Origin of the sequence: Bacillus sp. SH5-2 (assembly GCF_008368905.1) — a bacterium.
In the GTDB taxonomy this organism is placed as follows: domain Bacteria; phylum Bacillota; class Bacilli; order Bacillales; family Bacillaceae_G; genus Bacillus_A; species Bacillus_A luti.
In genome coordinates this window covers 40,140-65,401 of the sequence record NZ_QOSD01000036.1, presented here as the reverse complement: position 1 = coordinate 65,401, position 25,262 = coordinate 40,140, and the positions used below count along the sequence as shown (strand labels likewise).

The window sequence follows — 25,262 nt, the reverse complement described above, 5'->3', positions numbered from 1 at the left end:
TCAACTAATAATCAGTGGGGATGAAGAAAACCCCCACTGATTAAAGTTTCACTTTATTTTTTACGACTGAAGGAAGGAGGGGAACGTATGGCGGTGTACCGTAATGTGAGGGTGAACTTTTGGCAAGATGAATTTATTTTAGAATTAACATCAGAAGAGCGTTATTTTTACATATATTTGCTAACGGGTACGAAAACGAAGCAATGTGGAATTTACATGTTACCGAAGCGTTTGGCAGAGCTTGAAACAGGTTACAGTATGGAAACTGTTGAGAAGTTGTTGAACCGCTTTGTTGAATACGGAAAGATTTTATACGATACAGAAACGAAAGAGCTATACATAATAAATTGGCTACATTATAACCCTATTTTAAATACGAATGTAGAGAAGTGCGTGTTACGTGAGTTAAAGGCTGTGAAAAGTAAAGAGTTCATACATATGTTTTTACGTAAGTGTCTTGAAGAAGAATGGAAGATTCCATTATTACTGCAGCATTTTGGTATGCCGAAAGAGGAGGATAATAGTAGTTTACAAGCAGTTGTGGAAGAGGAAGAAGATGTGGAAGTTATAGAAACGGTGGAAGAGACTACTTCGCATAGTGAAGTGTATAAATTTTACGAGCAAAATATAAGTAGTTTATCTCCATATATTGTGAAGGAATTGAAGGAATGGATACAAAGACTTTCAGGAAGTGCGGTACTAGAGGCACTTAAAGTTGCGTTTGAACATAATAAGCGAACGCTCGCTTATGTGAAGGGGATTTTGAGGAATTGGTGTAGCGAATATGGTGAAGAGCAGTGTGTAATGGGAAGTTTAGAGAGAAGGAGAAGTGTTTTGAGTAGTGTATTTTAATTTACATGAATTTAACATAGAATGTATGTTCGTTTTTGTGGATTTTATGCTATACTACCATTAAATAAGGGTATTTTTATAGTAGATAAAAAGATGCGGGGGAAGAGAGTTTGACTACTAGTACATCTCAGTTGTTTCAATATATTCATATGACAAAAGAGCAGGAACAATTATCACTGCTATATTTACAGACAAAAGAAGAAGAGATTTTGAAAGATATTCAATTAACGACAATTCGAGATCAAAGAAGAGGCGATTTTGCTGAGCGATTTATAAATGATTTTAGAAAAGTGCATAAGCAAGATCCAGCTTTCTTACGATTATTTTATTATTTGTTAGGGGAGCAGTTGTTAAATGTTCTTATAATAAGGTTTAAATATGTGGATTTTTCTAATATGAAGATGTATTTAGAAAAAAGTGACCTTCCTTTAGATAAACTTGTAGGGAGCGCATGTAAATATTTAACTAATATTTCAAGTTATGTGGATGAAGCGTATGTTTTTCTTCGAGAATTAATAAGCGAGAATCCGAACTATATAGAAGAGCAGCTGTCAGCATTATCATCAAAGCAGCAATTATCATTACTTCTCGTAATGTTCGAAGTAGATTATGAGCGATTCCGTACATACAGTTCTTTATTGGATGAGAGATTAGAAGAACATACTGAATTTATATTGAATTTGAATGGAGAAAAGGAAAAGGTTGAAGCAGCTAAAGGGTATATAAAAGGTGAAAGTGATAGGGAAGTATTTTTAGGTGGAAATTTACCAGAATATATTTGGCGACTGTTATTTAGTATTCATAAATATTCAAATGTTGTGAGGCGATATGTTGAAATTGTAGCGAAGAAAAATGTCTGGGCTTTTATGAACTATGCAACGCGTTACGTGTGTCAAGCTCTCGGTCAGCCTCAAAACTACAAAAGAACAGGTAGTGTAAATAAGAAAACGTATGAAGAAATTCAAAGTTTTTGTAAACAGTTTTGGATTTCTGAGGAAAGGTTTTTTGCGCACCGCCTGAGGCAACATGATTTGAATAGTGCAGACTTTTGTAAGACGTATGAATATGAATTGCTATGCTTTATGTTAGAAGAAAATCATGAATTTGTTCAGCGTACTTTGCAGTATGTGAGTAAGATTAATTATCTCATCATCGCAAGAACGTTAGCTGAACAAGGACATGAGTTAAATAGAGGGAAAATGCGAGAAGAATTTTTTGTTGCTACTTTGCAACTTAAGTTGTCTACGGTGCGGGATACGTATCGTGATTATTTACTCGGGAAATTGTCATTTGATGAAATGAAGCAAATACTTAAAAACCCGAAATATAGAAATATGTATTGGGATATGCCAGTTTTAGAAGTTGTACTTCTTTGGGATATAGATGATGTGGCAAAAAGAGAAGCTGCACTCACTCTGCAATTTGGAGATGTATATGGTGTTTATTTATATGAACTTCTGTATGAATGTTCAGCTAGAGGGATAGAACCAGAACAAATAATAGAAGATCTACTTTCTTACGGGCTAAGTAAGGAAAAGTTGATCGATTATTCAGTTGAGCAAGTCTCACATTATGTAGAAGAGAGAAATAAAGCGAAGGAAGCGCTCGTTACAATCATTGTAAAAGAACAGGCATACATAATGGAACGATTTGATACGTATTCTGCTGAGGCAAAAGCGTATATTTTGAATGAATTAGCAAGAGATAACAAGGTTGAAATACGTCCGGTTTTAATTAAAAACTTAGGTGATTCATCTAAAAAATTACGTAAGTCTATAGTTGAACTGCTTTCAAAAGACATAGAAGCGGCAGAATATGTAGCGGTTGAACTGAATCATAAAAAGAAAATTGTTCGTGAAAATGTGATGAAAATACTAATAGAGTATAAGGTTGAAAAATATGTGCAACTTGTACAGGAAGCGTTGAAAGAAAAGAAGAATGCCTCTTTGGCCGAGAAGTTTGCTCCGTTACTTGAAGTGGGGAGAAACTCAGAAAATATAGAAGAACTTTGTGGCCGTATAGTAACGGAACAAAAAAGAAATTCACTTTTGCAATTGATTGGGGATGAACCACAAATCCGTCTTCGTGACTCTAATGAAATTGCCGATGCCACAATTCCATTAGCTTATTTACAACAGTACATGTCAGATTCTGTCATCGAGAAGAAAGAGGCAGCTGAAGTAATTGGGAGTACTTTAAATGAACAGGATTTGAAAGAATATGTGCAAGCAATATATCAAATATGGATTTCTAAAGATGCAGATGTGAAGAAACGCGGAATCCTTTCGTTATATGGCATGTATAGTGATGACGAAATGGTCGGCATACTGAAAAAGCAAATTGATGAATGGGTATTTGATATGAGAGGAAAGATTGCCGCAGATGCTGTTCGCGCTCTGGGCTTGTCATCCTCTAAGCTTGCACTTATGTCTATTCATGCAATGGCATTTAAATATAAACATAAGCAAGTGCGTAATGCGGCAAAAGAGGCGTTAAGTCTTGCTGCAAAAACACGTGGTATAACAGAGGAAGAGCTGGAAGATCAACTGGTTCCGGACCTTGGCTTTACTATACGTGGTGAAAAGACGATTGATTTTGGAATTCGGAGTTTTACGGCCATATTAACTGCAGAGTCAAAATTTGAATTGGAGACAGAAGAAGGAAAACGCATGAAGTCACTTCCGAAGCCGAATGCAAAGGATGATATAGAAAAAGCTGAAGAAGCTAAGAAAGAGTTATCCACTTTAAAGAAAGAGCTTCGAGGTGCTCTTTCCATGCAGAAACAACGTTTGGAAGCTGCTCTATCACGAAAGCGCTATTGGTCATACGATTCGTGGAAGTCGGTATTTCTGGAGAATCCAATTATGAAGCAATTTGCAACTTCACTTATTTGGGGTGAATATACGGAAGGAAAGTTAGTGGAAATGTTCCGTTATGCGGAGGATGGTACGTTTTACTCAATGATAGGAGGAAATCATGCACTTTCGTCTGGTACGGTTATCGGTTTCGTTCATCCGTTAGAATTGTCAGAAGAGGAAAAAGCGTTATGGAAAGAGCAACTGGAACAATCGAAAATTGTCCAACCGTTCTTACAAATAGAACGTCCAGTATTTGTAGTAGAGGAAAATGATAAGATTACTGTTGAGAGATTTGGTGGTATTTTATTAAATGGGCGTTCGTTATTCGGTAAGATGACGAAGCTTGGATGGATTCGCGGATCAGTTCAAGATGGCGGCGTGTATTATGCGTTTTATAAAGAAGATACTCGCACTGGATTAGGGGCAGAGCTTTCATTTAGCGGAGCGCCGATTGGCTATGAAGACGAAGAAGATATATGTGTGTATGATATTGAATTTTATAAAGCAGGTACAGTAAACCGAGGTTCATATGAATATGATGAAATTGATGATGAAAGACGTATTGTGCCAAAAGAAGTAGATAAGTATTTCTTTAGTGAAATATTATATGATGTACAATTAGCGACCAATTCAAATCTTGGTCATAATGAAAGCTGGCGTAACAAACGATAAAAAAACCCCTTCATTTGTAGGAAAATGAAGGGGTTTTTCAACTTTTCTAAAAGGTTCTTTCAAAATAGAAGCGAATAGTTTGAGAAAGGAGGGGGTTATATGGAAGTCGTCATAAAGAAGAAACGAACGAGAGGTAAGAAAATTTTTATATGGTCTAGTAGTATCGTTCTTTTGTTAGTTATTTGTACAGTGATTTTTTTGAACATATATACGCTTAGATCTGTGCCAAAGATAGATGGAACGATAAAGCTAGCGGATTTACAACGTGCCGTTACGGTGAAACGCGATAGTAAAGGTGTGCCGCATATTAAAGCGGAAAATGCACATGATTTATATTTTTCGCAAGGGTATGTACAAGCGCAAGATCGTTTGTTTCAAATGGATTTAAGTAGAAGGCAGGCTTCTGGGATGTTAAGTGAAGTTGTAGGGGAAGCAGCTGTTGATCGAGATAAGTTGTTTCGAACGCTCGGTTTAAGGCGAGCAGCCGAAGCGTCTGTTAGTCAATATGATGGAGAAGCGAAAGATGCTCTGCAGTCATTTGCTGATGGGATAAATGCTTTTATACGTGAGGCGAAAGAGGAAAAGAAATTGCCGGTCGAGTTTACTATATTAGGTTATGAGCCTGCTGAATGGTCAATTGTAGATTCTTTAACGATTGGAAAGTATATGGCGTTTGATTTAGGCGGACATTGGCACGGACAGGCGTTTCGATATTGGGCGCTGAAAAATCTACCGAAAGAGCAAGCAAATGAGCTATTTCCTACATATCCGAAAGATGCACCTAGATTGCTAGCTGAACTGAAAAATACAAATGTGGATGTAGCACAAAGTTTTGCAAAAACAATCATTCCACCAGAGTTTAATGGTAGTAATAACTGGGTTATAAGCGGTGAGAAGAGTGCGTCTGGTAAGCCGATTTTAGCAGATGATCCTCATCTATCTCTTGCGACACCTTCTATTTGGTATCAATCACAACTTGAAATGAAAGATTTACATGTAAGTGGCGTTATTTTTGCGGGAGTACCAGGTGTTATTTTAGGACACAATGACAAAATAGCATGGGGCGTTACGAATACTGGTCCTGATGTGCAAGATTTATATATTGAGAAGCGAAATCCTAAAAATGAAAATGAATTTCTGTATAACGATAAGTGGGAAAAAGCTACCGTTGTTGATGAATCTATTAAAGTAAAAGGCGGGAAAACAATTCCGTATAACGTGACGGTTACGAGGCACGGTCCAGTTATTTCAGAGTTTGCGGATAAAGGAAAAGAGAAAACGAAAACAGTATTTGCTTTGAAATGGACTGCATTGGAACCGTCAGCTGAGCTAAAGGCTGTATTAAATATGAATAAAGCGAAAGACTGGAATGAGTTTGAAACGGCACTTCAAGATTTTCATACACCAACTCAAAACTTTGTGTTTGCATCAAACGACGGCACAATTGCTTATAAAGCGAATGGAAATATACCAGTGCGTAAAAAAGGTGATGGTAGTCTGCCAGTGCCAGGATGGACAGATGAATATGAATGGGAAGGATATATCCCGTTTGATCAGCTGCCGAAAGTAATCAATCCAAAACAAGGGTTTATTTCAACTGCAAATAATAAAATTGTTGATGATAATTATCCGTACCATATTAGTAATACGTGGGCGCAGCCATATAGGCAAATGCGTATTCAAGAGTTTTTGCAAGAAAAGGAAAAGTATACGGTGAAAGATTTAAAAGAGTTACAGATGGATCAAAAAAACTTATACGGGAAAGAGTTTACTCCTATATTTTTAAAGGAATTAAATAAAGCAGATTTAAATGAAGTAGAGAAAGAAGGAGTAAAACAATTAACAAAGTGGAACTTTTACGATAGTAAAGATGAAGCGGCACCGTTAATTTTCCATTTGCTAATGAAAGAGATTTCAAATACGTTGTTTTCAAAAGAAATACCGAAAGATGTGATGGAGTTATTTGAAGGGAAGTCACAAGTTGTTGATGAATTGATTCGAAAAGAAGTAGCAGGTGAAAAGAGCGCTTGGTTTACAAAATACGGAGGCTTCACAAAAGTTGTGCATACATCGTACGAGAATGTAATGAAGAAATTACAGAAGGAGTATGGATCAGATGTTGGAGAATGGGAGTGGGGCGATTACCATCAACTTGCGTTTACACATCCAATCTCAAAATCATCTAGTATGTTAGCGCTACTTGCATTTAATCGTGAGAAACCAGTTCCAATTGGCGGAAGCCAAGTTACCGTTCAAGCAGCGAGTTACGGTGATAACGGTATTGTAAATCACGGGGCGTCTTGGCGATTCGTTATTGATACGAAAGATATGTCAAACGGTTATCATATCGTAGGACCAGGACAATCGGGACATTTTAGAAGCGATTGGTATCATGATCAAATAGATGATTGGGTAAAGGGCACGTATCATACGACTACATTGAATACGGATGGAATAGAGGGAAAAGTGTTAACTTTACAGCCGAAGTGATGGTATTTCCACTGATGAAAACTTATAAATTAGAACATAAACCATTCCTAAAATAATTTTAAAAGCCTACTATCAGTTAAGTGGATAGTAGGCTTTTGTGTTTTAGAGAATAAGATACAATGATTTTATTATTACAAAACAGTAAGTGTTTTAACATTTACTTATATGATAACGGGTCTTATTTACTATGTTACAAAAGAAACCACACAAAGCGTTCTGTTTCTTTGTTACTCCTTTTTATACACCGCAAAATATTTTGTTATTCAATAATTCCAATTTCTAGAGCCTTTTGAACAGCTTCTTCTTTGTTACGGACTCCTAGCTTTGTATAAGCTGTGGAAGCATAATTTCTGACCGTACCATTCGATAAATATAACCTTGATGCTATGGTAGTGTATCGAAGTCCTTTTGCTACTAGTTGCAATATTTCAATCTCCCTAGCTGTTAACTCATAAGCGGTTGCTTTTGATTGTGGTGTCTCATTTTGCTCATCAAACTTCTCAAATATTTTGTGAGACATTCCCTGATCAATCAGTGTCCCACCTTTGTGAATAAGTCGAATCGTATTAGCTAGTTCCAACGTTTCAATAGATTTGAGTAAAAAACCATCCGCACCGTTGCGAAATGATTCCAACGCCTGTTCGGTATCCTGAAAAGTTGTAAAAATCAATACGCGGATATGTGGCCATTGTTGCTTAATCTTTTTGGTTGCTTCGACTCCATCCATGTGCTGCATATCTAAATCCATAAGTATAACATGGGGTTGAAGGCGTCCACACAAATCGATGGCTTGATTGCCATCCTCGGCCAAACCGACTACATTTAAATCTTCATACCTATCGAGTAGTGTCCTCAAACTTTCCCGAACAAATGGCTGATCGTCTACAATTAACAAACGAATAAGTCCATCTTTTATTTCAGTTTGTCGTGGTATGGTACAAGTAACAAGCATACCTTCATCTGGCTTTGTATATACAGAAAATTGACCTTGCAAATTCATTGCCCGTTCTTTCATCGCATTCATACCGAAGCCTTCCTGCCATTCTACATTTCCTTTTCCATTATCTTGAACTTCTAATCTCGTATATTGTTGTTCAAACTGCAATGAAACTATAATTTCAGTCCCCTGACCATGACGTACTGCATTCGTAAGGGACTCTTGTAAGCAGCGAATGAATGCGATCTTCGCTTGCCGAGACAATTCATATTCCTCTCCGTATGCCCGAAAACTTACATTTACCTGAGCGTGCTCCTGAAATTCGGTTCCAAGATTTTGTAGAGATTGAATCAAGGAAGGCGATTGGCACGGAGAATCCATTTGATGTAGGTAACCTCTTACGTCCTCGATGCTTTTACGTCCCATTTCAAGCAGAGAATCTAGCCTCTGTATACCCATTTCAGTAGCAAGTTCGGTGCGCAACGTTTCCATCCCCATAATAATAGAAGTATAAGCGTGACCAACTGTGTCATGAAGCTCGCTCGACAGCCTGTTCCGTTCTTCTGCTAGTGTAATGCGTTCAATCTGAGACATATATTGCTCAAGTACTGCGTTTTGTTTACGAATTGCTTCATTTTGCTTATGATTGACGATTAATAAATGAAAAGCGAAGCCCATTACATATGCGAATCCATAATAGGTGACCATAACCCAATAGCTATTACTTGGCGCAACCGCACAAAAAATTCCAGTTGTTATAAAAACTGTTATTGGAGCTGTCCAATAATAGGACAAATGCTTACTATTCGCAGCAATTAGAAACACTGATATAAGAAATGTGTTGTAAGCTCCTGGAAATAATGAGGTTAAATATATACATAGTCCACCATACAGCAGTATTTCTGTGAACAAATAATATTTATAATTGAATAGTAAGGCTACCCATGGAACAGAGAAGGCAATAATTTCCCAAAGAATAATAATCCAAAGTGGTAATGTTAAACCATCCTGAAAATTTAATGTAGCTAGAATGATAGACACACTAGCAAGTAGGCGTACCCCTAACATAATCCAATCATACCAAAACCAATACTTAACCATATCTAACAAGTCCTTTACCCCCTAAATAGCCTACCATTTTACTTCCTATATTATAATTTAATCCTTCCTGCCTTATTATACTTTTTAATTTAAAACTACGATACTACTCACAGACTGCAAACTTCTATTGATTTAGTTGCCGAATCATACTACGTGTATAGCCCCCAATTTTCTTTGTCAAACCATCGACTATTCTAATACTTATGGCGGTAAATACTATACCCATAAACATTACAAAGAGTGACTTGGCAAAAGTATCTATTTGTATGAATATAATATTCATATCGATGTATCGATATAGTAGTGGTGCCAACAGGAACATAAGTGGCATTACATAAAAAGTGATTGTACTAATGAGACTGAAAATGCCAATCACAAATTTCTGCATTAACCAATAGACAGCAAACCAAGTGCGACGATCTGTAAGCACTAATTTCACCTGAGTCCAGTTCGATGTATCCATTGTTATACTTCTATCGTAAGAGTCGGTCGAAATATCTGTATAAATTTTCGTCTGTATGCGCTCGAATTGGATAAAGGGTGTGGTAGTCTGTAGTACGCGTATAACTAGTGGAATCCCAACTACCGTAAATGAAAGGGTGAAACTGAATAGCAGAGCTATTAGATAAAAACAAAAATAAAACAATCCTGTAACGAAAGTTAGCAATAAAAAATAACCATTCTGGATGAATCTTGATTTCATAAAGTTCATCGCTCCTATCTATGTAATAACCGAATCATACTGCTTTTTTTGTCATTCTCACTAGTGTAAAAGTGTCATATGACAGTTCTAAATGATGTTAAAAAGGGGAGAGCAGCTTACTTCTGGTTAAAAAAGATGCTTTTATTAATCCTCTACAAAACAATCCCGTTTTTGCAGATGCAAGAACGGGATTGTTTTGTACTTTTATTTAATATGAGATGGACTTGTTTTTCGAATATGAAAAATAATATCAAATTGCTCAAGCAATGATTTATCAAAGTATGCCGATTCGTTCGGGAAGATTTGTCCCCCTATACTTAGTAATGGTCTTTTTGCTTTAACCCATTTCTCTGCTTGTCCTTTAAGGTGACGGTTATCCAATAAAAACATGTTATATGGTACTTTCCCGAGAGTATAATTAAAGCTATTTACATTTTGTGGGATTTCGCGAGTTGTAATCTTACCTCCAGTGGAAGGATCATATTCGCTGTATAAGGTGAAATTTCCCTCCGTAGTTGTACTACCAATTGTGACATAATTATTGTCTAAACGTTCCTTCAAAAACTGCCCCGCAACATAAGGGTATAATTTCTCATCGATAATTCCTTTAGCTATATGAATATTGTGTGCCCATACCATAGTTTTACCACCCAATGCCTCTTGTGCCCACATTGCATGATCGGCCAAGTATTGTTCATGTAGCTTTATCATACTTGGATAGTCGTTAGGGAGCAGCATTGTGGTAAATTTCTCTATTGCACTCGCCGTTGCTTTCGCCCAGATGTACTCGGATGGAATTATTTCTGTGTTGGGTTGCTCATTCTCATCTTTTAGTAATCGGGCTACTCTCTCAGCGTTTGCTTTAAACTTCTCTTTCTTTTCAGGAGCAAGTTTCATATATTCCTGTATACTTCCAGTAAAAGACGACAATTCTTTATAATTTTCTTCTACTTCTGCCAGCAAATCTGGTCGATGCAGCCTTACATAATCAATTACTTTATTAAAGCTACCTTGGTCCAACGCCTTTAAGTCGAGCCCAATAAATTGGATCTTTTTTTTATTGGATGGATCAGCATTATAATCTTTCATCCACTCAATCATGGCTATAATTTCATCAGTAGGATATAACAATTTTAAAAATTCCCTAGGGTTTCCTTTTCCTGTTTGGATATATTCATTTAGCTTTAAGCCGTTTCCCCAATCTTCTTCCATTGCAAAATTCGTAAAACCCATCTCAGTAACCAAATATTTCACAAGGCGAAACTTCATAGTAAAAATTTCAGAGCTTCCATGAGTATTCTCTCCTAATCCTACATATTGTGCGCTCCCAATCATTTTCTTAAGTGGTCTTAGATCATCAAATGGTTTTGACGGTTCTATCGTTTTTAATGGGATAGCCTGTGATTGTATTGATTTAACTATATTTTTTTGGACTGATTGACCTGAATTTTCGACTGCTAACGTTTGAGCATTTCCTACTTCTCCAAATCCTGTGACTAATAAAGCTGTACTAACCATTGCAATCATTTTTTTCTTATTCATCTTTGCCACCTCAATTGAATTATTTTTATAAACAAGATTGATTCATGTACTTGCACGAATCAATTGCCTTAATTCAATTGTTATCTATCCCATATCATATTTTCTAGTTACATATTGTCATAAGGTTAAATTGACACAAGTCATAGGTTAATCATTACACTTTTGTACTATCGGCTATGACAACTTATAAATAATAATTACATTGATGAGTCGCAAGTAAGACTAGATTATGAGTTTGGGAGGGATTTTAAAGATGAATGATCTGTATGCCAAAATATTTTTATTCTAAGTTGTGTCTGTGGAAATGACAAGAAGTAAATTCGATAAACAAGTGAATGAAAGGGGAAGGGCGGATTACAATGATATTACACGCAAAATCGTTCCACAATAAAGATAAAATCCAACGTGCTAAAATAGGACTTCAACTCTTTCTAAGTATCTTAACAATTACTTCTATTATCCTAAATGTAATAGTAATGGTTACTAAAAGTATGCCGCTTATTGTGGTATATATGTTTACCCCAGCATTTTCTTCTATTTTGACTCGCATAATATTGAAAGAAGGGTTTAAAGATGTATCTTTTAGTCTCGGTAACTTAAAGATATGGAAGGGGATTGGTTTTGCTCTATTAATACCTATGATAATATGTGGAATTACTTATTCTATCGCCTGGTTGAGCGGAATTGCGAGGTTTCAGCATCCCGAAGGTGGTATGTTAGAACCAATCTACAATATACTTGGACTTCAGTATTTACCGGCACCATTCAGTTTCATTTATCTAGTAGTATTGAGCGGCGTTTTAGGAAGCTTGCTTAACTTAATCCCAGTTATGGGAGAAGAAATGGGTTGGCGAGGTTATATGCTCACAAGGCTAGTTGATGCAGAGTTTTCACGGCCTATCCTTATTAGTGGATTGATTTGGGCAACGTGGCATGTTCCAATTGTTATTGCTGGTCTATATGTAGAGGGATCATCTGTCCTACTTTCAGTACTTGGCATCTATTTTTGTATTGTACCATTCAGTTATATTACAGCTTATTTACGACTTATCACAGGTAGCGTTTGGCCTTCGGTTATCATCCATACCACTTGGAATGCCATTATTCAAGGACCTTTCGCACGTGCAAGTACAGGATATCAAACTGAGATTTGGATTGGAGAATCTGGCTTGATAACCGCTATTATTATCTTAATTACTGCAATAATTACGTCTCGAATAGTAAATCTTACTAAATAGCATACGGGTGTGTTGTAAATTCAATTAGTGAAATATGACGAGGCGAAATAAGATACCCCTAAAAATATAGTTAACTCATGCATAAATATCATAATTCGTCACATGTTATTCGCAAATATAATGGAGGTATAATTATGGATATTCAAATACATGAAAGTAATACAAATGAAGTGAATGTAAAAGTAATACAAAAAGCGAATATAGATTAAAATTTTTTGATACATTTCTGAGTATAAAAATTGATTTATCCCGCGTTAACGGACAGTAAAACTCCCACCTCAAAATTCAGTTGGAGCAAAGAAGTTAGGTGGGAGATCAACTGTCCGTAAACGTCCGATTGGTTCAACTAATAATCAGTGGGGGATGAACAAAACCCCCACTGATTAAAGTTTCACTTTATACGAAAAAACGGATTTGATGAGATTACTAGAAGAAGTTCAATAACTTTAATCGTAAAAAGATAAAAAGGAGCGAAAATACGCTCTTTTTTTATTTATCGTACTATTTTTAGGAGGTTAGTATGAATAAGGTGTGAATAAATAATGAATATCATTTTCAATTATGAAAATTCATTAAATTTTTTTATGGAATATATGTGAAATGTTGTATAAAATAAGCAAGTATGCCAAAAAATATAGGAGGAAAGTTGTGAAGAAAAATAAGAGTTTAGTAATTTTTTTAGGAGTGTTTATTATGTTGTTTTCTTTTTGTTTTCAAGGAAATGTACAGGCAGATGTAAATACTGTTCAATCTGGAAAAATAAAATCAGGAAACGTAACGGTATGGGAAGTTGGAAATGTAGCGAAAGTATTAGCGGATGTGGAGCGCTTAAATTTAAATACAGTAAATGTACCAATCCAAGTTGATATTCCGAATGTAACTTCTACTAATATGGTAATTAATCAGGCGCAAAAGAAACAGGCTATTATTTTAATTCAAGAATTATTAAAGCGTAATATTCAAGTTATCGTGGAACCATTCCCGTATATTCAACAGGGGAATGTTGGGGAGACAGAATGGAATCCAAGTAATATTAATGATTTCTTCTGGAATTGGAAGACGATTGTTTTACAAGATATTTTTGATTCTATTACAAGTAAATATAATGTGTATGGATTAAAGATTGCTTCTAATTTCGTTAATATGGAATATGCAGAAGGATATTGGAGCGATACGATTGATTTCGTTCGCCAGCAGTATAAAGGAAATGTTTTGTATCAAATGAACTGGTGGTTAACAGCAAGTTGGGACCCTTCGTATGAAGCGAAGTTTAAAGAGAAAATAAATCGTCCGTATTTAAAAAAGGTGGATATTGTTAGCATCGATAGTTGGTTTGAAGTTTCCGGAAAAAGGAATCCATCATATGAAGAAGTGAAGCAAAGTTTATTTGCGACAACAGTATATAATCGTGGACAAAATGTTGTTCAGCAACTAGAACAATTACATAATGTAACAGGAAAACCAGTTTATTTTGGTGGATTTAACGTACCGGCTCGTGAGCTTGGACTACAAAATCCGTGGAATCCAGATGTTTCGAATGTGTTCTCAAAAGATGTACAACTAAACGGATGGCGTGCTTACCGAGATGTATTAGAACCGAAACCATATTTTAAAGGTTTTTCAATTTGGTTTATTGGTTCTAATAATAGTACGCATGCGTATCAAATACATAGTAAAGAAGCAGAGGCAGTTATTAACGGCTGGTACCGAAAATAATTTTTATTAAATAGGTAAGTTTTGAATTTTACCACATATATTTCTAGTGAAAGGCCTTTCACCATCTTATCACCTAGGGGGCAATCATAATGAAATTTTTGTCTTACCTTACAGTAATTTTGGTGATTCTTGGCGGTTTGAATTGGTTGTTTGTAGCGTTAGATTACAATGTAGTTGAGAAATGGTTTGGTTCTATGCCGGCGCTTGTGGACACTATTTATTGGCTCTTTGGTCTTTCTGCTATTTATCAAATTTTTGATCGGTTCTTTACGAACAATTAGCTATTATTCTATTATTACTAGAGTGTTAAGTACGATTATGTACTTAACACTTTTTTGTGTATTTATAAAGTAAGCATCAAATATTACCCACCTACAATTTGTAAATAATCTATGGTGTAATCTCCGTACATACTACATATGGAGTTTTTTTGGGATTTATAGTTATAACATCTTATATTTTGTTTATAATTGTAAATAGTTATTCAAATGTTATTTCTTTTTTATAAAAAAAGGAAAAATAATGCAACTTTTTAACGCGCTTATTCGTGTTATATATGAAAGGAGGAGGGGGATGGAAATTGAAGAAATATATAAGGTTTATATAAACGATGTGTACCGGTATTTATTTTCCCTTTCTCGTAGCCATCATGTAGCGGAGGACTTGGTGCAGGAGACTTTTTATCGGGCGTATCTTTATCTAGAAGACTATGAAAACCAAAAGGTAAAATCATGGCTTTTTAAAGTGGCGTATCATACGTTTATTGATTTTGTTCGGAAAGAGAGAAAAGTGTCTTTTGTAGGAACGGAGGAATTAGAGGCAATGCAAGCAGGTGAATCTACAGAAGAGTATGTAGTCACAAAAAATAGTTATGAAAAATTAATTCAGATTATTCATACTTTACCTATGGGAGAGGCACAAGCTGTTTTATTATGTGATGTACATCAATTAACGTACGAAGAGGGTGCTTCTGTATTAGATTTAAAGTTAAACACGTATAAAAGCCACATATTTCGCGGGAGAAAGAGATTAAAACAATTGTTAAAGGAGGAAAAGAGTCAAAATGACAAATGATAAACCTCATTCTGAACAAGAAGATTATAACGACTTGTTGCAAGAAGCTCTTCATCAAAGGCCTGCATCTCTTCCTGATGGAAAACAGGAGCAAGTGTTGAAGATAGGAAAAAAAAGAGCTCGTATTACGAACGTTTTAATTGTATTTACTTTTTTATTACTGATTCAACCTATTTTATATATATCTACGCTCTTATACTATGTATTTGCACCTACAAACGCAATGGAGATACGGAATGTAGTAAAGCAAACGATAAGTGTAACGGAACCAAATGTATTTATGAAAGAAAGAGACATGGAGCAAACATTGTTACCGCTTAGTTTACAATTGAATTTTGATTTGTATAAAAGGGTAGGAAAGAAAGATATTCGAATAGGCGAAGAGAAAACATACTATTTATTAAGCAACGTAACGAAAGTAAGCCGCGAATATACAACAGATGAAAAAATTCCAGAAGTCACATATATAGATAATGAAGTGTTGTCTCATCCTAATAATTATAATACGTCTTATAATAGTAGCGAAGAAGCGCAGGTATTAAAAGGTCTTCCGCAAGAATCTGTTGTAGAAGCATTTGTATCTTTTAGAGAATTATTAAGTGTACAAGAGGTAACGAATATGTTTCCTACTATTGATATCGTCTGGTATGCCATTAATACAGGATTAGAGGAGAAACAAAAGAATGATGAGGGTATGTATGTTGCGCCGATTGGTTTTCCGGCAGATATGATTTCAAGTATAAGTGGTCCTTTTGTAAGTGATTCACCTCATGAGGAACAATTTATTGGTGTGCTAAAGTCATTACAGAAGCATGAAAATTTAGCGGTGAAGCTATCTAGAGCGAAAACATTAGAGTTGTCAAAGCGTATTTCTTTTCTTGAAAAAAATGGGGTAAAAACATACGGGGCAGTTGTAACTGGACCTAAAGGTGAAGTTGAAAAATTGATGAGTCATGAAAAAGTTAGAAACTTGAAAGTAGGTGAAGCGAGATTATGGAATTGGCATTCTTAAAAAAAAGAAAGAATCATAGTTATAAACAGGAAACATGGATGGGGACTATTTCATTAATTATTGCCTTTCTAGCGTTATTGTATTTGAACATTACATTGCTTAGTCAAGAAACATTTATAGGCGAAGGTTTTCGGCAAATAGTTGCAGTTGGATTGTTATGTTCAGTCGTAGGCATGATCACAAAAAGAAAAAGTCGAAAATATGCATTGTGGGCATGTAGTTTATTTGTTTTTATGCTACTGTTTACTGTATTTGGATTTATGTTAGGTTGGATGATAAGTTTTGGACCGTAAATATGCGGGAAAGAGCGAATGTAGATTCGCTCTTTTTTATGTGTAAAAAGTAAAATAAATAAGAGAAGAACGTATCAAATTTGAAAGGAGAGCAGTATACGATTTGAATGCTGTTGTGTTGATTTGTTTTTTGTTCCTTTTATAAAAACTATATTGGCACTTGCAAGCGATTCCATTGCGTCTTGCGCCGTAATAATAGAAAACAAATTGACCGTATATTGTATTTTGGGGTATAATTCAGAAAGTTTAAAAAATAAAAGATGAGAAATAGGGAGGTCATCCGGGTGATGGAGAGAGTGTATAATTTTTCAGCAGGACCATCAATACTCCCTTTGCCAGTTTTAGAGAAAGTGCAAACGGAGCTTGTAAATTATAACGGGACAGGCATGTCAATTATGGAAATGAGCCATCGATCTTCTTATTTCCAAAGTATTATTGATGAAGCGAATAGCTTACTTCGTGAATTAATGAACATTCCTGATGAGTATGAAGTATTGTTTTTACAAGGCGGTGCGTCATTACAATTTTCTATGATACCGCTGAATTTAATGAATACGTATAAAAAAGCGGGGTACGTATTGACTGGCTCATGGTCTAAAAAGGCGATGCAAGAAGCAGAAAAAGTAGGGGAAGTACAAGTAATTGCTTCTTCTGAAAAAGAGAAGTTTACTACGATTCCTAAACTGGATGGTTTATTAGGCGATGAAAACCTAGACTATGTACATATTACAACGAACAACACGATAGAGGGGACGAAATATGTGGACATTCCACATGTAGATAAAGTACCACTCGTTGCGGATATGTCCTCAAATATTTTATCAGAACGATATGATGTTTCGAAGTTTGGTCTCATATATGCGGGAGCACAAAAGAATTTAGGACCAGCGGGCTTAACGATTGTGATTATAAAAAAAGATTTAATTGGCGGGGCAGACCGAGTTTGTCCGACAATGTTAAACTATGAAACTTACAGTAAAAATAACTCCTTATATAATACACCGCCGTCCTTTAGCATTTACGTAACAAAACTTGTACTAGAGTGGTTAAAAGAGCAAGGCGGAGTATCTGCGATTGAAGAACAAAATAGAATGAAATCGTCACTTCTTTATCATTTTTTAGATGAATCTAAGTTGTTTACTTCACCAGTTGATCCTACGTATCGATCACTTATGAATATTCCGTTTACAACACCATCAGACGAACTTAACAATCAGTTTTTACAAAAAGCGAAAGAACGCGGCCTTGTTACACTAAAAGGACATCGCTCAGTCGGTGGTATGCGCGCTAGTATTTACAATGCGATGCCAGTACACGGCGTACAGCAATTAGTAAATTATATGAAAGAATTTGAGCTTGAGAATAGATAGGGAGATGGGGATATGTTTCGTGTTCAAACGTTAAATCAAATTGCAGAAAAAGGTTTGCAAGTTCTTGGCGGAGAGCGGTATGAAGTAGGGGATCGTATTGACCATCCAGATGGTATTTTACTTCGCAGTTATTCTTTACATCAAGAAGAGTTTTCGAAAGATTTAAAGGCGATTGCAAGAGCTGGTGCTGGTGTAAATAATATTCCTGTAGATCGATGTACAGAAAAGGGAATTGTAGTATTTAACACGCCAGGGGCAAATGCCAATGCAGTAAAGGAACTCATTATCGCGAGTCTTATTATGTCTTCACGTAACATTATTAATGGCGTAAGCTGGACGAAAAATTTAGAGGGTGAAGAAGTACCTCAGCTTGTTGAATCAGGGAAAAAACAATTTGTTGGATCAGAAATTGCTGGGAAGCGTCTAGGGGTTATCGGCCTTGGCGCAATCGGTGCTTTAGTGGCAAATGATGCGTTAGCGTTAGGAATGGACGTTGTCGGATATGATCCTTACATTTCAGTTGAAACAGCGTGGCGCCTTTCTACACATGTGCAAAGAGCATTTAGCCTAGATGAAATTTTTGCAACGTGTGATTATATTACACTTCATATTCCTCTTACAAATCAAACGAAGGGGATTATTGGCGAACATGCTGTAGAGAAGATGAAAAAAGGTATGCGTCTATTTAATTTCTCTAGAGGAGAACTTGTAGATGAAAAGGTTCTTCAAAGAGCGTTAGAAGAAGATATTATTACACATTACGTAACGGACTTCCCGAATGAAAATGTTATAAAGATGAAAAATGTAACTGCGACGCCACACCTTGGTGCATCTACGTCTGAATCGGAAGAGAATTGTGCGGTCATGGCAGCGCGTCAATTACGTGAATATTTAGAGACAGGAAATATTCGCAATTCAGTAAACTATCCAAACGTCGAATTACCGTATATCGGAAAGAAACGAATTACAATTATGCATCAAAACGTTCCGAACATGGTAGGTCAAATTACAGGATGTTTAGCAGAACATCATATTAATATTGCGGATATGATTAATCGTAGTAAACATTCTTGGGCATACACAATGATTGATATTGATAACGGAATTGATGATATAATAAAAGAGAATATTGTGGAAAATATAAGTAAAATTACAGGTGTTGTAGCCGTTCGAATGATTGTGTAAAGGGGAGAGAAATGTGGCAAAAATCCGACCGTTTCGGGCCATCCGTCCAGTAGAGGAAAAAGCAGTGCAAGTTGCAGCTTTACCTTATGACGTATTAAATAGTGAAGAGGCAAGAGAAGTTGTGAAAGGAAATCCGTATTCTTTCTTACACGTTGACAAAGCAGAAATTGACTTAGAGCCGGCACTTTCACCGTACGATGATCGCGTATATGAAAAAGCAGGTGAAAATTTAAATCGTTTTATACGAGAAGAAGTATTCATTCAAGACGAAGAGCCAGCACTATACATTTATGAATTGACGATGCAAGGAAGAACACAGTCAGGTCTTGTCGTTTGTACATCGATTGATGAGTATGAAGATGACACAATTAAAAAACATGAAAGAACACGTCACGAAAAAGAACTAGATCGCATTCGTCACGTAGATGTGTGTGATGCAAATACAGGTCCTATCTTTTTAACGTACCGTACAAAAGACGAAGTGAAGCGTTTAATTAGTAACTGGAAAGAAGAGCATGCGCCAATTTATACATTTACAGCAGAAGACGGCGTTAGGCATGTTGCATGGAAGATTGCAGAGGAAGAAGTAATTACGACTTTAGTAAACGCATTTGAAGATATTCCGAATTTGTACATTGCAGACGGACATCACCGCTCTGCATCAGCTGCAAAAGTAGGGCTAATGCGAAGAGAACAATATCCGAATTACACAGGAGAAGAAGAATTTAATTTCTTCCTATCAGTTTTATTCCCTCAAGATGAATTATCCATTTGGGATTATAACCGAGTTGTGAAAGACTTAAACGGATTATCAGAAGAACAGTTTTTAAAGCAAATCACGCAATATTTTTATGTAGAAGAAGCAAACGTTTCTCCGTATAAACCGAATGAGCCGAAAACATTTGGTATGTATATAAACGAGAAGTGGTATAAGCTCACTGTGAAAGAGGAAACGTTTGATGCGAACGATCTTGTGAAAGGTTTAGATGTGTCTATTCTGCAAGACCATCTATTAAGCCAAGTGCTTGAAATACATGATCCGCGATCTGATTCACGCGTCGATTTTGTAGGCGGAATACGCGGGTTAGAAGAACTAGAGCGCCTTGTGAACAGCGGTGCATATAAAGTAGCGTTCTCATTATATCCAACGTCAATGGAAGATTTATTAGCAATCGCAGACGCTGGGGAAGTTATGCCACCAAAATCAACGTGGTTTGAACCGAAGTTGCGCAGCGGGTTGTTTGTACATTCTTTAAAGTAAATATAGACTTCTTTAGTTAGAAAAACCGAAATGATGTTTAATTTCGGTTTTTTTTATTTTAAAAGTGTTTTTAAGGAGGGGTATTAATGAAATTGCAAGTAGGGGAGAAAATCACTTTTGAGCGAACTTTTACGAAAGAGGATGTTGCGTTATTTACCGAAGTATCTAAAGATGAAGGTGTTCATCATGTTACACCAGATGAGCAGGGGAGATTTGTTGTACAAGGGCTTTTAACATCAACGCTACCTACAAAAATTGGTGGTGATTATAACGTACTAGCTCGCAAAATGGATTTTGAATTTTTACGTCCTGTTTTTAGCGGTGATACAATTCGTTGTGACGTAACCATTGAACAATTTGAACCAGATGAAAAAAATCGCACAGAGATTATGGCGATGTTTATTTGTAGGAATCAACTGGAAAAGGAAGTAATGAAGGGGAGTTTTTCGGGGGTTATTCTTTAATTGATAGGAAAAGTAATGAATAAGTGGGGCCCCCATGCCTCTCAGGCTTAGAGTTTTAATTCCCCCCCCATAACGAAAATTTTATGTATCGTTGAATACTGATAATAAGACGTTATGTAATATACTCTATTCTTTTCTTAACTATTAGAAAATAGTTGAATAAGCTCGTCAACAAAAAGGACATTCCTAGTATTACAAGAAATGTCCTTTCCACTAAATTATAGGATATTTTGCTAAAATTCCAACTCTAAAATTAGTTTACTGGTTTGACCTGTAAACTGATAATTATAGGACCCTCTCAGACTTTCTAAGTTACCGGTAGCTTTGATAATTGTTCCTGGGGAATCTAAATTTCCTTTATCAAATATTCCTTGCTCTATAGCTGTAAATGTCCCTTGTTGCCCCTTATAAATTCCTTCAAAGTGTAAAAATCCAGAAATTTTAGCAGTAGCCAAGTGACCATCATTTATATTTGAGTCTAAATAATATAATAAGTATTCAACAAAAGCTTTTCCTTTTAATTCACCATCAATATCATATTCAACATGGGCAATATTAATAGGGAAATCTTTTCTAGTATCATCGAGTAGTTTTTCATCCCATTTACTTACTGTAAATGTTACTTCCATACACGTAAATCCCCCTTTATCATTAGATAAGCAATCTCCATATCATTTAAAAAGAACCAATTCACAGTCATATCTCATAGGAGTGTTTTTATTTATTTGAGTCCTGCCATATCGCTATCAAGCTAATAAAATAGGATCAGGAAACATAATTATAAAACTTATGGCTCTATTTATTTAAAGTTTCACTCCACGCTACTTTCCAAAATAGAGAAAGATCTATTTTCACAATCAATTTCTGCCATCGCACCGTAAGGTAAAATAAACTTCGGTTCAGTATGGCCGAAATTCAAATTATAAAGAACTGGCAAATTTTCTAAGTTATATTCCTTCATAACTTTCAGTATTTCATGTTTATATTCTTCATAATACATTTCGTCTTTCGGTTTACCAAAAATGATACCTTTTGCTTTTTGCAGAATGCCTTGCGCTGCATAATTTCGTAACCAATACTTTATATAACTTGGTTCTGGATGATCTTCAGAGGTTTCAAAGAAAAGAATACTATTCTCCCAATGTTTTTTCTCAGGCCAAAGTTCCGTTCCTTTTGCAAATTCCAGTACTTCTATACAACCACCAATTAAACGCCCTTGTACGGTGGTAGAGCCTTGAAGTACCTCATATCCATTGTTTTGCTGCATCGTACGCCTTGTATTCTTATTTATTTCTATCCATTCTAAACGCTCACTCGTCCATTCATGAGCTGGTTGAATTTTACCAATTTTTTCATTTGAAAAGAGTGTTCGATTTACCATTTCAATTGTATATGGATCCATTGCTACATTTTCGGCAAAGTCGGTCAAAATTGCTGGACCGTATAAAGAGGAAAGACCTGCTTTATGACAGAATAAATGTGAAACGGTATCGTCAGAGTACCCCATAAAAATTTTTGGGTTTTCACGTATCACATTAAAATCTATATAAGGAAGCAAACGGATGCTATCTTCTCCGCCAATATTCGTAATAATTGCTTTCACGCGCGTATCTTTAAATGCAGTCATTAAATCTTCCGCACGAGCCTTTGGGTTGTTATAAATGAATTCGCTACCTTTTAAACTATTCGGCATTGGGATAACTTTAAGACCGAAAACTTCTTCTAATCTTTTTACTCCTTGCTCATACCGCCATCGTAGCTTAGCATCACCTGCGCCTCCCCACGAAGCACTTACTGTCGCCACAATATCTCCTGCCTGTAATCTTTTTGGTTTTATTAACATGTTAACTCCGCTCCTACATAATGTAATGGACTACGATTATACAAACTGTAACATTGAAAAAATACGATGCATGACATTATTTTCTTCATCATCAATCCGTTTACCTGCTGTTATGCAAGAATTTCGCAGTAGTGTTGAATATAGGAATAATCGATTTATATTTAAAAATCACAGTATGCAACATTGCATGAGAAAGAGGGTTGATATTTTCTATGGTATGTAACTATAATGGTTACAGGTTGGTCGTATCCAATCAAAAATAAAATCATCATGAATGGAGATGTTACATCATGGGTATGAAAAAATTAATTTTAGCAGGTGCTTTAGGGATCGCAGCATTATCAGGAACAAATTTACCAGGATTAGAAGTAACAAAAGCGAGTGCAGCTTCTATTGAATCGAATTTCTCGACGTTAGAAGGACGAGTAGTAGAAGTAGATAACGGTGTAATTGTTGTAAAATCTAAGGAATATGAAGAACTTGTTAGTGTATATATAGCTTCTCTTTCAAACGTGAAAGTAGGAGATGAAGTGAAAGCTACTGGATCTATGATGCGTAATTTTACAGAATATATGGTTGCAACTGCAGTTGAAAATACAACAAACAAGTTAGGTATGCACATGAAAGAAGATGGCTCGCCTGATTATGTAATTGGAGAAGTATCAAAAGTAGGAACGATGGAAGATGAGGGAGACGGTGCTACTACATATGTCGTAGTTGAGTATCCATCGCTAAACGGGAAGAAAGTTATTATTGATGTTTTCTTAACAAAGGGACAAGTATTTCATTCGGGTGAGAAAGTGAAAATTGATATGAAGTATGTGGGCTGGGGCGGAAGTTCTATTAACTGGAACACAGTTGATCATATCGAAAAGGTTTATGAGGTAAAGAGCAACGTTGAAAATAATGATGATGTTTGGATTTGGTCTTAATTAGGCTCCTGTAAATAATAAATGTATCATGTAGTACCCAGCAAATGGTCATGTGTATGACCATTTGCTGGGTACTTTTTTGTTTTGTATTTTTTGAGAATAAGGGATTTCCGACTAGAATATGATGTTTAAATCGGAGCGAATTTAAAAAATACAATAATGAAAGAGGTGTTTACATATGGAGCGAGATGAGAATTATTTACGAGCTAAAAAAAGAGTGGAGAATTTAAAAGCATTTTACATTCATTTAACGGTCTATATACTAGTTAACTTAATGCTTTTTTTCATAAATATAAGTTCTGATTCAAGTAAATTATGGTTTTTATATCCACTTGGAGGTTGGGGGATCGGTATCGTTATACACGGTTTGACAACTTTCCCATTTGGGATATTCGGAAAAGAGTGGGAAGAACGAAAGATTAAAGAGTATATGGAGAAAGATAAGTAAATTCATTTTGATTATTCTATTTTCAAAATGAGATATAAAGCAGTAAAGTTTGATGTTCATAGTAAAGACCTTACGGAGGATTTTCGTTCATTTTAAATCGACAAAGATGCGAAGTCATAGAATAGACTTCGCATCTTTGTTTTTTTCTGTTTAGTAGGATCAATGAGTTATTCTCGTATTCACATAAGCGGCTAATATAACATGCCCACTGATAATAATAGGAGAGATATTTTTGTAAACGAGATAATAGCGGTGGAGAAGCGAATAAATTTATCGCTACACTTCTAAGATTTATTCATGTACATTCTATAAATCGCTGAGCTCTTTTAGAAAGCTTCCGATCTTTCAGCCATATAATTGATGATTCAGACTCATAAGGGAAATCTATTAAATCTACTATTTTTATAAATTCTTGCGGGATATGAGATACAGCACTTTTCGGCAAGATAGAGGCGCCGATTCCAGTCATGATAAGCATAAGAATAAATGCTGAGTCAGGACATTCACATGCTATATTTAATGTTATACCAAGTTGCTTGCATTCATCGATGACGAGCTGATGATAGCTGTTTTCTTTATCTTTATGTAGAAGTAAAAGGGGAATATGACTTAATTCGGTTAGAGGGATTGGAAGGTGTGAATGATAGAGTTCCCATTTAGCAGGCATGACTAATACGAAAGGTTCTTTTGATAAACAAATACTAGAAAAAACATCTTTATTAAAAGGTGTACGCAAGATAGCAAGTTCGATATACCGATTTTCTAATTGCTCTATTAAGTATAAAGGGCCACCTTCCCATATTTTTAAGTTCACATTTGGATAGTTATCTTGAAAATAAAGGATTTTTTCAGAGAGAAAAGGAATGCAAGAATGAAATGCTCCAATAGATAGATTGCCCCTTAGCCCTTCACCGGTATCTTTAATCTCCGTAATAGTTTCTTCTAATTGATGAATAATGTTTTTTGCTTTCGTATATAAAATTTTCCCTTCTTCAGTCAAATGCATATTTCGGCCGTTTCTTTCAAAGAGGTTTACTGATAATTCTTGTTCTAGTAGAGATAGTTGTCTACTTAGAGGTGGCTGTGCCATATGAAGTCGGTGGGCAGCACGGGTAAGTTGTTTTTCCTCAGCGATTACAATAAAGTAACGAAGTTTTCTTATATCCATGTCAAAGTCCCTTTCTATACCATTTTTGTATACAAAAACAACCTTATAGATAGTTTTCATATAATATCCCACATGATATCATAAACAAAAAGTTTTAAAAATA

At 35.7% G+C, this 25,262-nt stretch carries 21 protein-coding genes; 15 read left to right on the top strand and 6 right to left on the bottom strand.

All coding sequences use genetic code 11. The features are described 5' to 3' along the window. The first annotated feature begins 87 nt into the window (after positions 1–87). The 3 genes from DN410_RS25680 (at position 88) to DN410_RS25670 (ending at position 6,872) form a co-directional block, all read left to right on the top strand. On the top strand, positions 88–852 hold the full coding sequence (locus DN410_RS25680) for a DnaD domain-containing protein (protein WP_149178550.1): 765 nt from the start codon (positions 88–90) through the stop codon (positions 850–852). Between the two features lie 110 nt (positions 853–962). Beyond that, positions 963–4,382: a DUF4132 domain-containing protein gene (locus DN410_RS25675; RefSeq protein WP_149178549.1), complete on the top strand. Its 3,420-nt coding sequence runs from the start codon at positions 963–965 to the stop codon at positions 4,380–4,382. A 99-nt stretch (positions 4,383–4,481) separates the two neighbouring features. Next, the gene (locus DN410_RS25670; protein ID WP_149178548.1) at positions 4,482–6,872 is read left to right on the top strand and encodes a penicillin acylase family protein; all 2,391 of its coding nucleotides are present in this window, start codon (positions 4,482–4,484) and stop codon (positions 6,870–6,872) included. 259 nt (positions 6,873–7,131) lie between these two features. On the opposite strand, the gene DN410_RS25665 is transcribed toward DN410_RS25670, so the two are convergent. From DN410_RS25665 to DN410_RS25655, 3 genes are all read right to left on the bottom strand, one after another. Beyond that, positions 7,132–8,919, bottom strand: a complete 1,788-nt coding sequence (locus DN410_RS25665; RefSeq protein WP_149178547.1) for a helix-turn-helix transcriptional regulator — start codon at positions 8,917–8,919, stop codon at positions 7,132–7,134. Positions 8,920–9,034: 115 nt separating this feature from the next. Beyond that, positions 9,035–9,613 carry a sensor domain-containing protein gene (locus tag DN410_RS25660; protein WP_149178546.1) on the bottom strand — a complete coding sequence of 193 codons (579 nt, stop codon included), beginning with the start codon at positions 9,611–9,613 and terminating at the stop codon, positions 9,035–9,037. Positions 9,614–9,817: 204 nt separating this feature from the next. Beyond that, complete coding sequence (locus tag DN410_RS25655) at positions 9,818–11,155, bottom strand: erythromycin esterase family protein (protein ID WP_149178545.1); 1,338 nt, start codon at positions 11,153–11,155, stop codon at positions 9,818–9,820. Between the two features lie 359 nt (positions 11,156–11,514). Here DN410_RS25655 and DN410_RS25650 point away from each other — a divergent pair, with 359 nt between their 5' ends. From DN410_RS25650 to DN410_RS25605, 10 genes are all read left to right on the top strand, one after another. Then, positions 11,515–12,393 carry a CPBP family intramembrane glutamic endopeptidase gene (locus DN410_RS25650; protein ID WP_149178544.1) on the top strand — a complete coding sequence of 293 codons (879 nt, stop codon included), beginning with the start codon at positions 11,515–11,517 and terminating at the stop codon, positions 12,391–12,393. A gap of 648 nt (positions 12,394–13,041) precedes the next feature. Further along, a complete protein-coding gene (locus DN410_RS25645; RefSeq protein ID WP_149178543.1) occupies positions 13,042–14,109 on the top strand; it encodes a glycoside hydrolase family 113 in 1,068 nt (355 codons plus the stop codon). 89 nt (positions 14,110–14,198) lie between these two features. After that, entirely contained in the window at positions 14,199–14,390 is a 192-nt protein-coding gene (locus DN410_RS25640) for a DUF378 domain-containing protein (protein ID WP_000670802.1), read from the top strand. Between the two features lie 292 nt (positions 14,391–14,682). Next, positions 14,683–15,183, top strand: coding sequence for a sigma-70 family RNA polymerase sigma factor (locus tag DN410_RS25635; RefSeq protein WP_179958645.1), 501 nt, complete (start codon positions 14,683–14,685; stop codon positions 15,181–15,183). Continuing rightward, complete coding sequence (locus DN410_RS25630) at positions 15,173–16,195, top strand: anti-sigma factor (protein WP_149178541.1); 1,023 nt, start codon at positions 15,173–15,175, stop codon at positions 16,193–16,195. The genes DN410_RS25635 and DN410_RS25630 overlap by 11 nt, the downstream gene beginning before the upstream one ends. Then, the gene (locus DN410_RS25625) at positions 16,177–16,488 is read left to right on the top strand and encodes a hypothetical protein (RefSeq protein ID WP_149178540.1); all 312 of its coding nucleotides are present in this window, start codon (positions 16,177–16,179) and stop codon (positions 16,486–16,488) included. Before DN410_RS25630 ends, DN410_RS25625 begins: the two co-directional genes overlap by 19 nt. 287 nt (positions 16,489–16,775) lie before the next feature. Continuing rightward, positions 16,776–17,858, top strand: coding sequence for a 3-phosphoserine/phosphohydroxythreonine transaminase (gene serC / locus DN410_RS25620; RefSeq protein ID WP_149178539.1), 1,083 nt, complete (start codon positions 16,776–16,778; stop codon positions 17,856–17,858). A gap of 12 nt (positions 17,859–17,870) precedes the next feature. Then, complete coding sequence (locus tag DN410_RS25615) at positions 17,871–19,043, top strand: 3-phosphoglycerate dehydrogenase family protein (protein WP_149178538.1); 1,173 nt, start codon at positions 17,871–17,873, stop codon at positions 19,041–19,043. 13 nt (positions 19,044–19,056) lie between these two features. Next, positions 19,057–20,304, top strand: coding sequence for a DUF1015 domain-containing protein (locus DN410_RS25610; RefSeq protein WP_149178537.1), 1,248 nt, complete (start codon positions 19,057–19,059; stop codon positions 20,302–20,304). A gap of 86 nt (positions 20,305–20,390) precedes the next feature. Beyond that, the gene (locus DN410_RS25605; protein WP_149178536.1) at positions 20,391–20,768 is read left to right on the top strand and encodes a hotdog family protein; all 378 of its coding nucleotides are present in this window, start codon (positions 20,391–20,393) and stop codon (positions 20,766–20,768) included. Positions 20,769–21,001: 233 nt separating this feature from the next. On the opposite strand, the gene DN410_RS25600 is transcribed toward DN410_RS25605, so the two are convergent. After that, entirely contained in the window at positions 21,002–21,397 is a 396-nt protein-coding gene (locus DN410_RS25600; RefSeq protein WP_149178535.1) for a DUF3224 domain-containing protein, read from the bottom strand. A 182-nt stretch (positions 21,398–21,579) separates the two neighbouring features. Beyond that, complete coding sequence (locus DN410_RS25595) at positions 21,580–22,611, bottom strand: S66 family peptidase (RefSeq protein WP_149178534.1); 1,032 nt, start codon at positions 22,609–22,611, stop codon at positions 21,580–21,582. Positions 22,612–22,901: 290 nt separating this feature from the next. Between DN410_RS25595 and DN410_RS25590 the strand changes: the two genes are divergently transcribed. Both DN410_RS25590 and DN410_RS25585 read left to right on the top strand, forming a co-directional pair. Continuing rightward, positions 22,902–23,543 carry a hypothetical protein gene (locus DN410_RS25590; protein ID WP_149178533.1) on the top strand — a complete coding sequence of 214 codons (642 nt, stop codon included), beginning with the start codon at positions 22,902–22,904 and terminating at the stop codon, positions 23,541–23,543. A 178-nt stretch (positions 23,544–23,721) separates the two neighbouring features. Then, a complete protein-coding gene (locus DN410_RS25585; RefSeq protein ID WP_000438994.1) occupies positions 23,722–23,991 on the top strand; it encodes a 2TM domain-containing protein in 270 nt (89 codons plus the stop codon). 295 nt (positions 23,992–24,286) lie between these two features. On the opposite strand, the gene DN410_RS25580 is transcribed toward DN410_RS25585, so the two are convergent. After that, on the bottom strand, positions 24,287–25,159 hold the full coding sequence (locus DN410_RS25580) for a LysR family transcriptional regulator (RefSeq protein ID WP_149178532.1): 873 nt from the start codon (positions 25,157–25,159) through the stop codon (positions 24,287–24,289). Positions 25,160–25,262 lie beyond the last annotated feature (103 nt).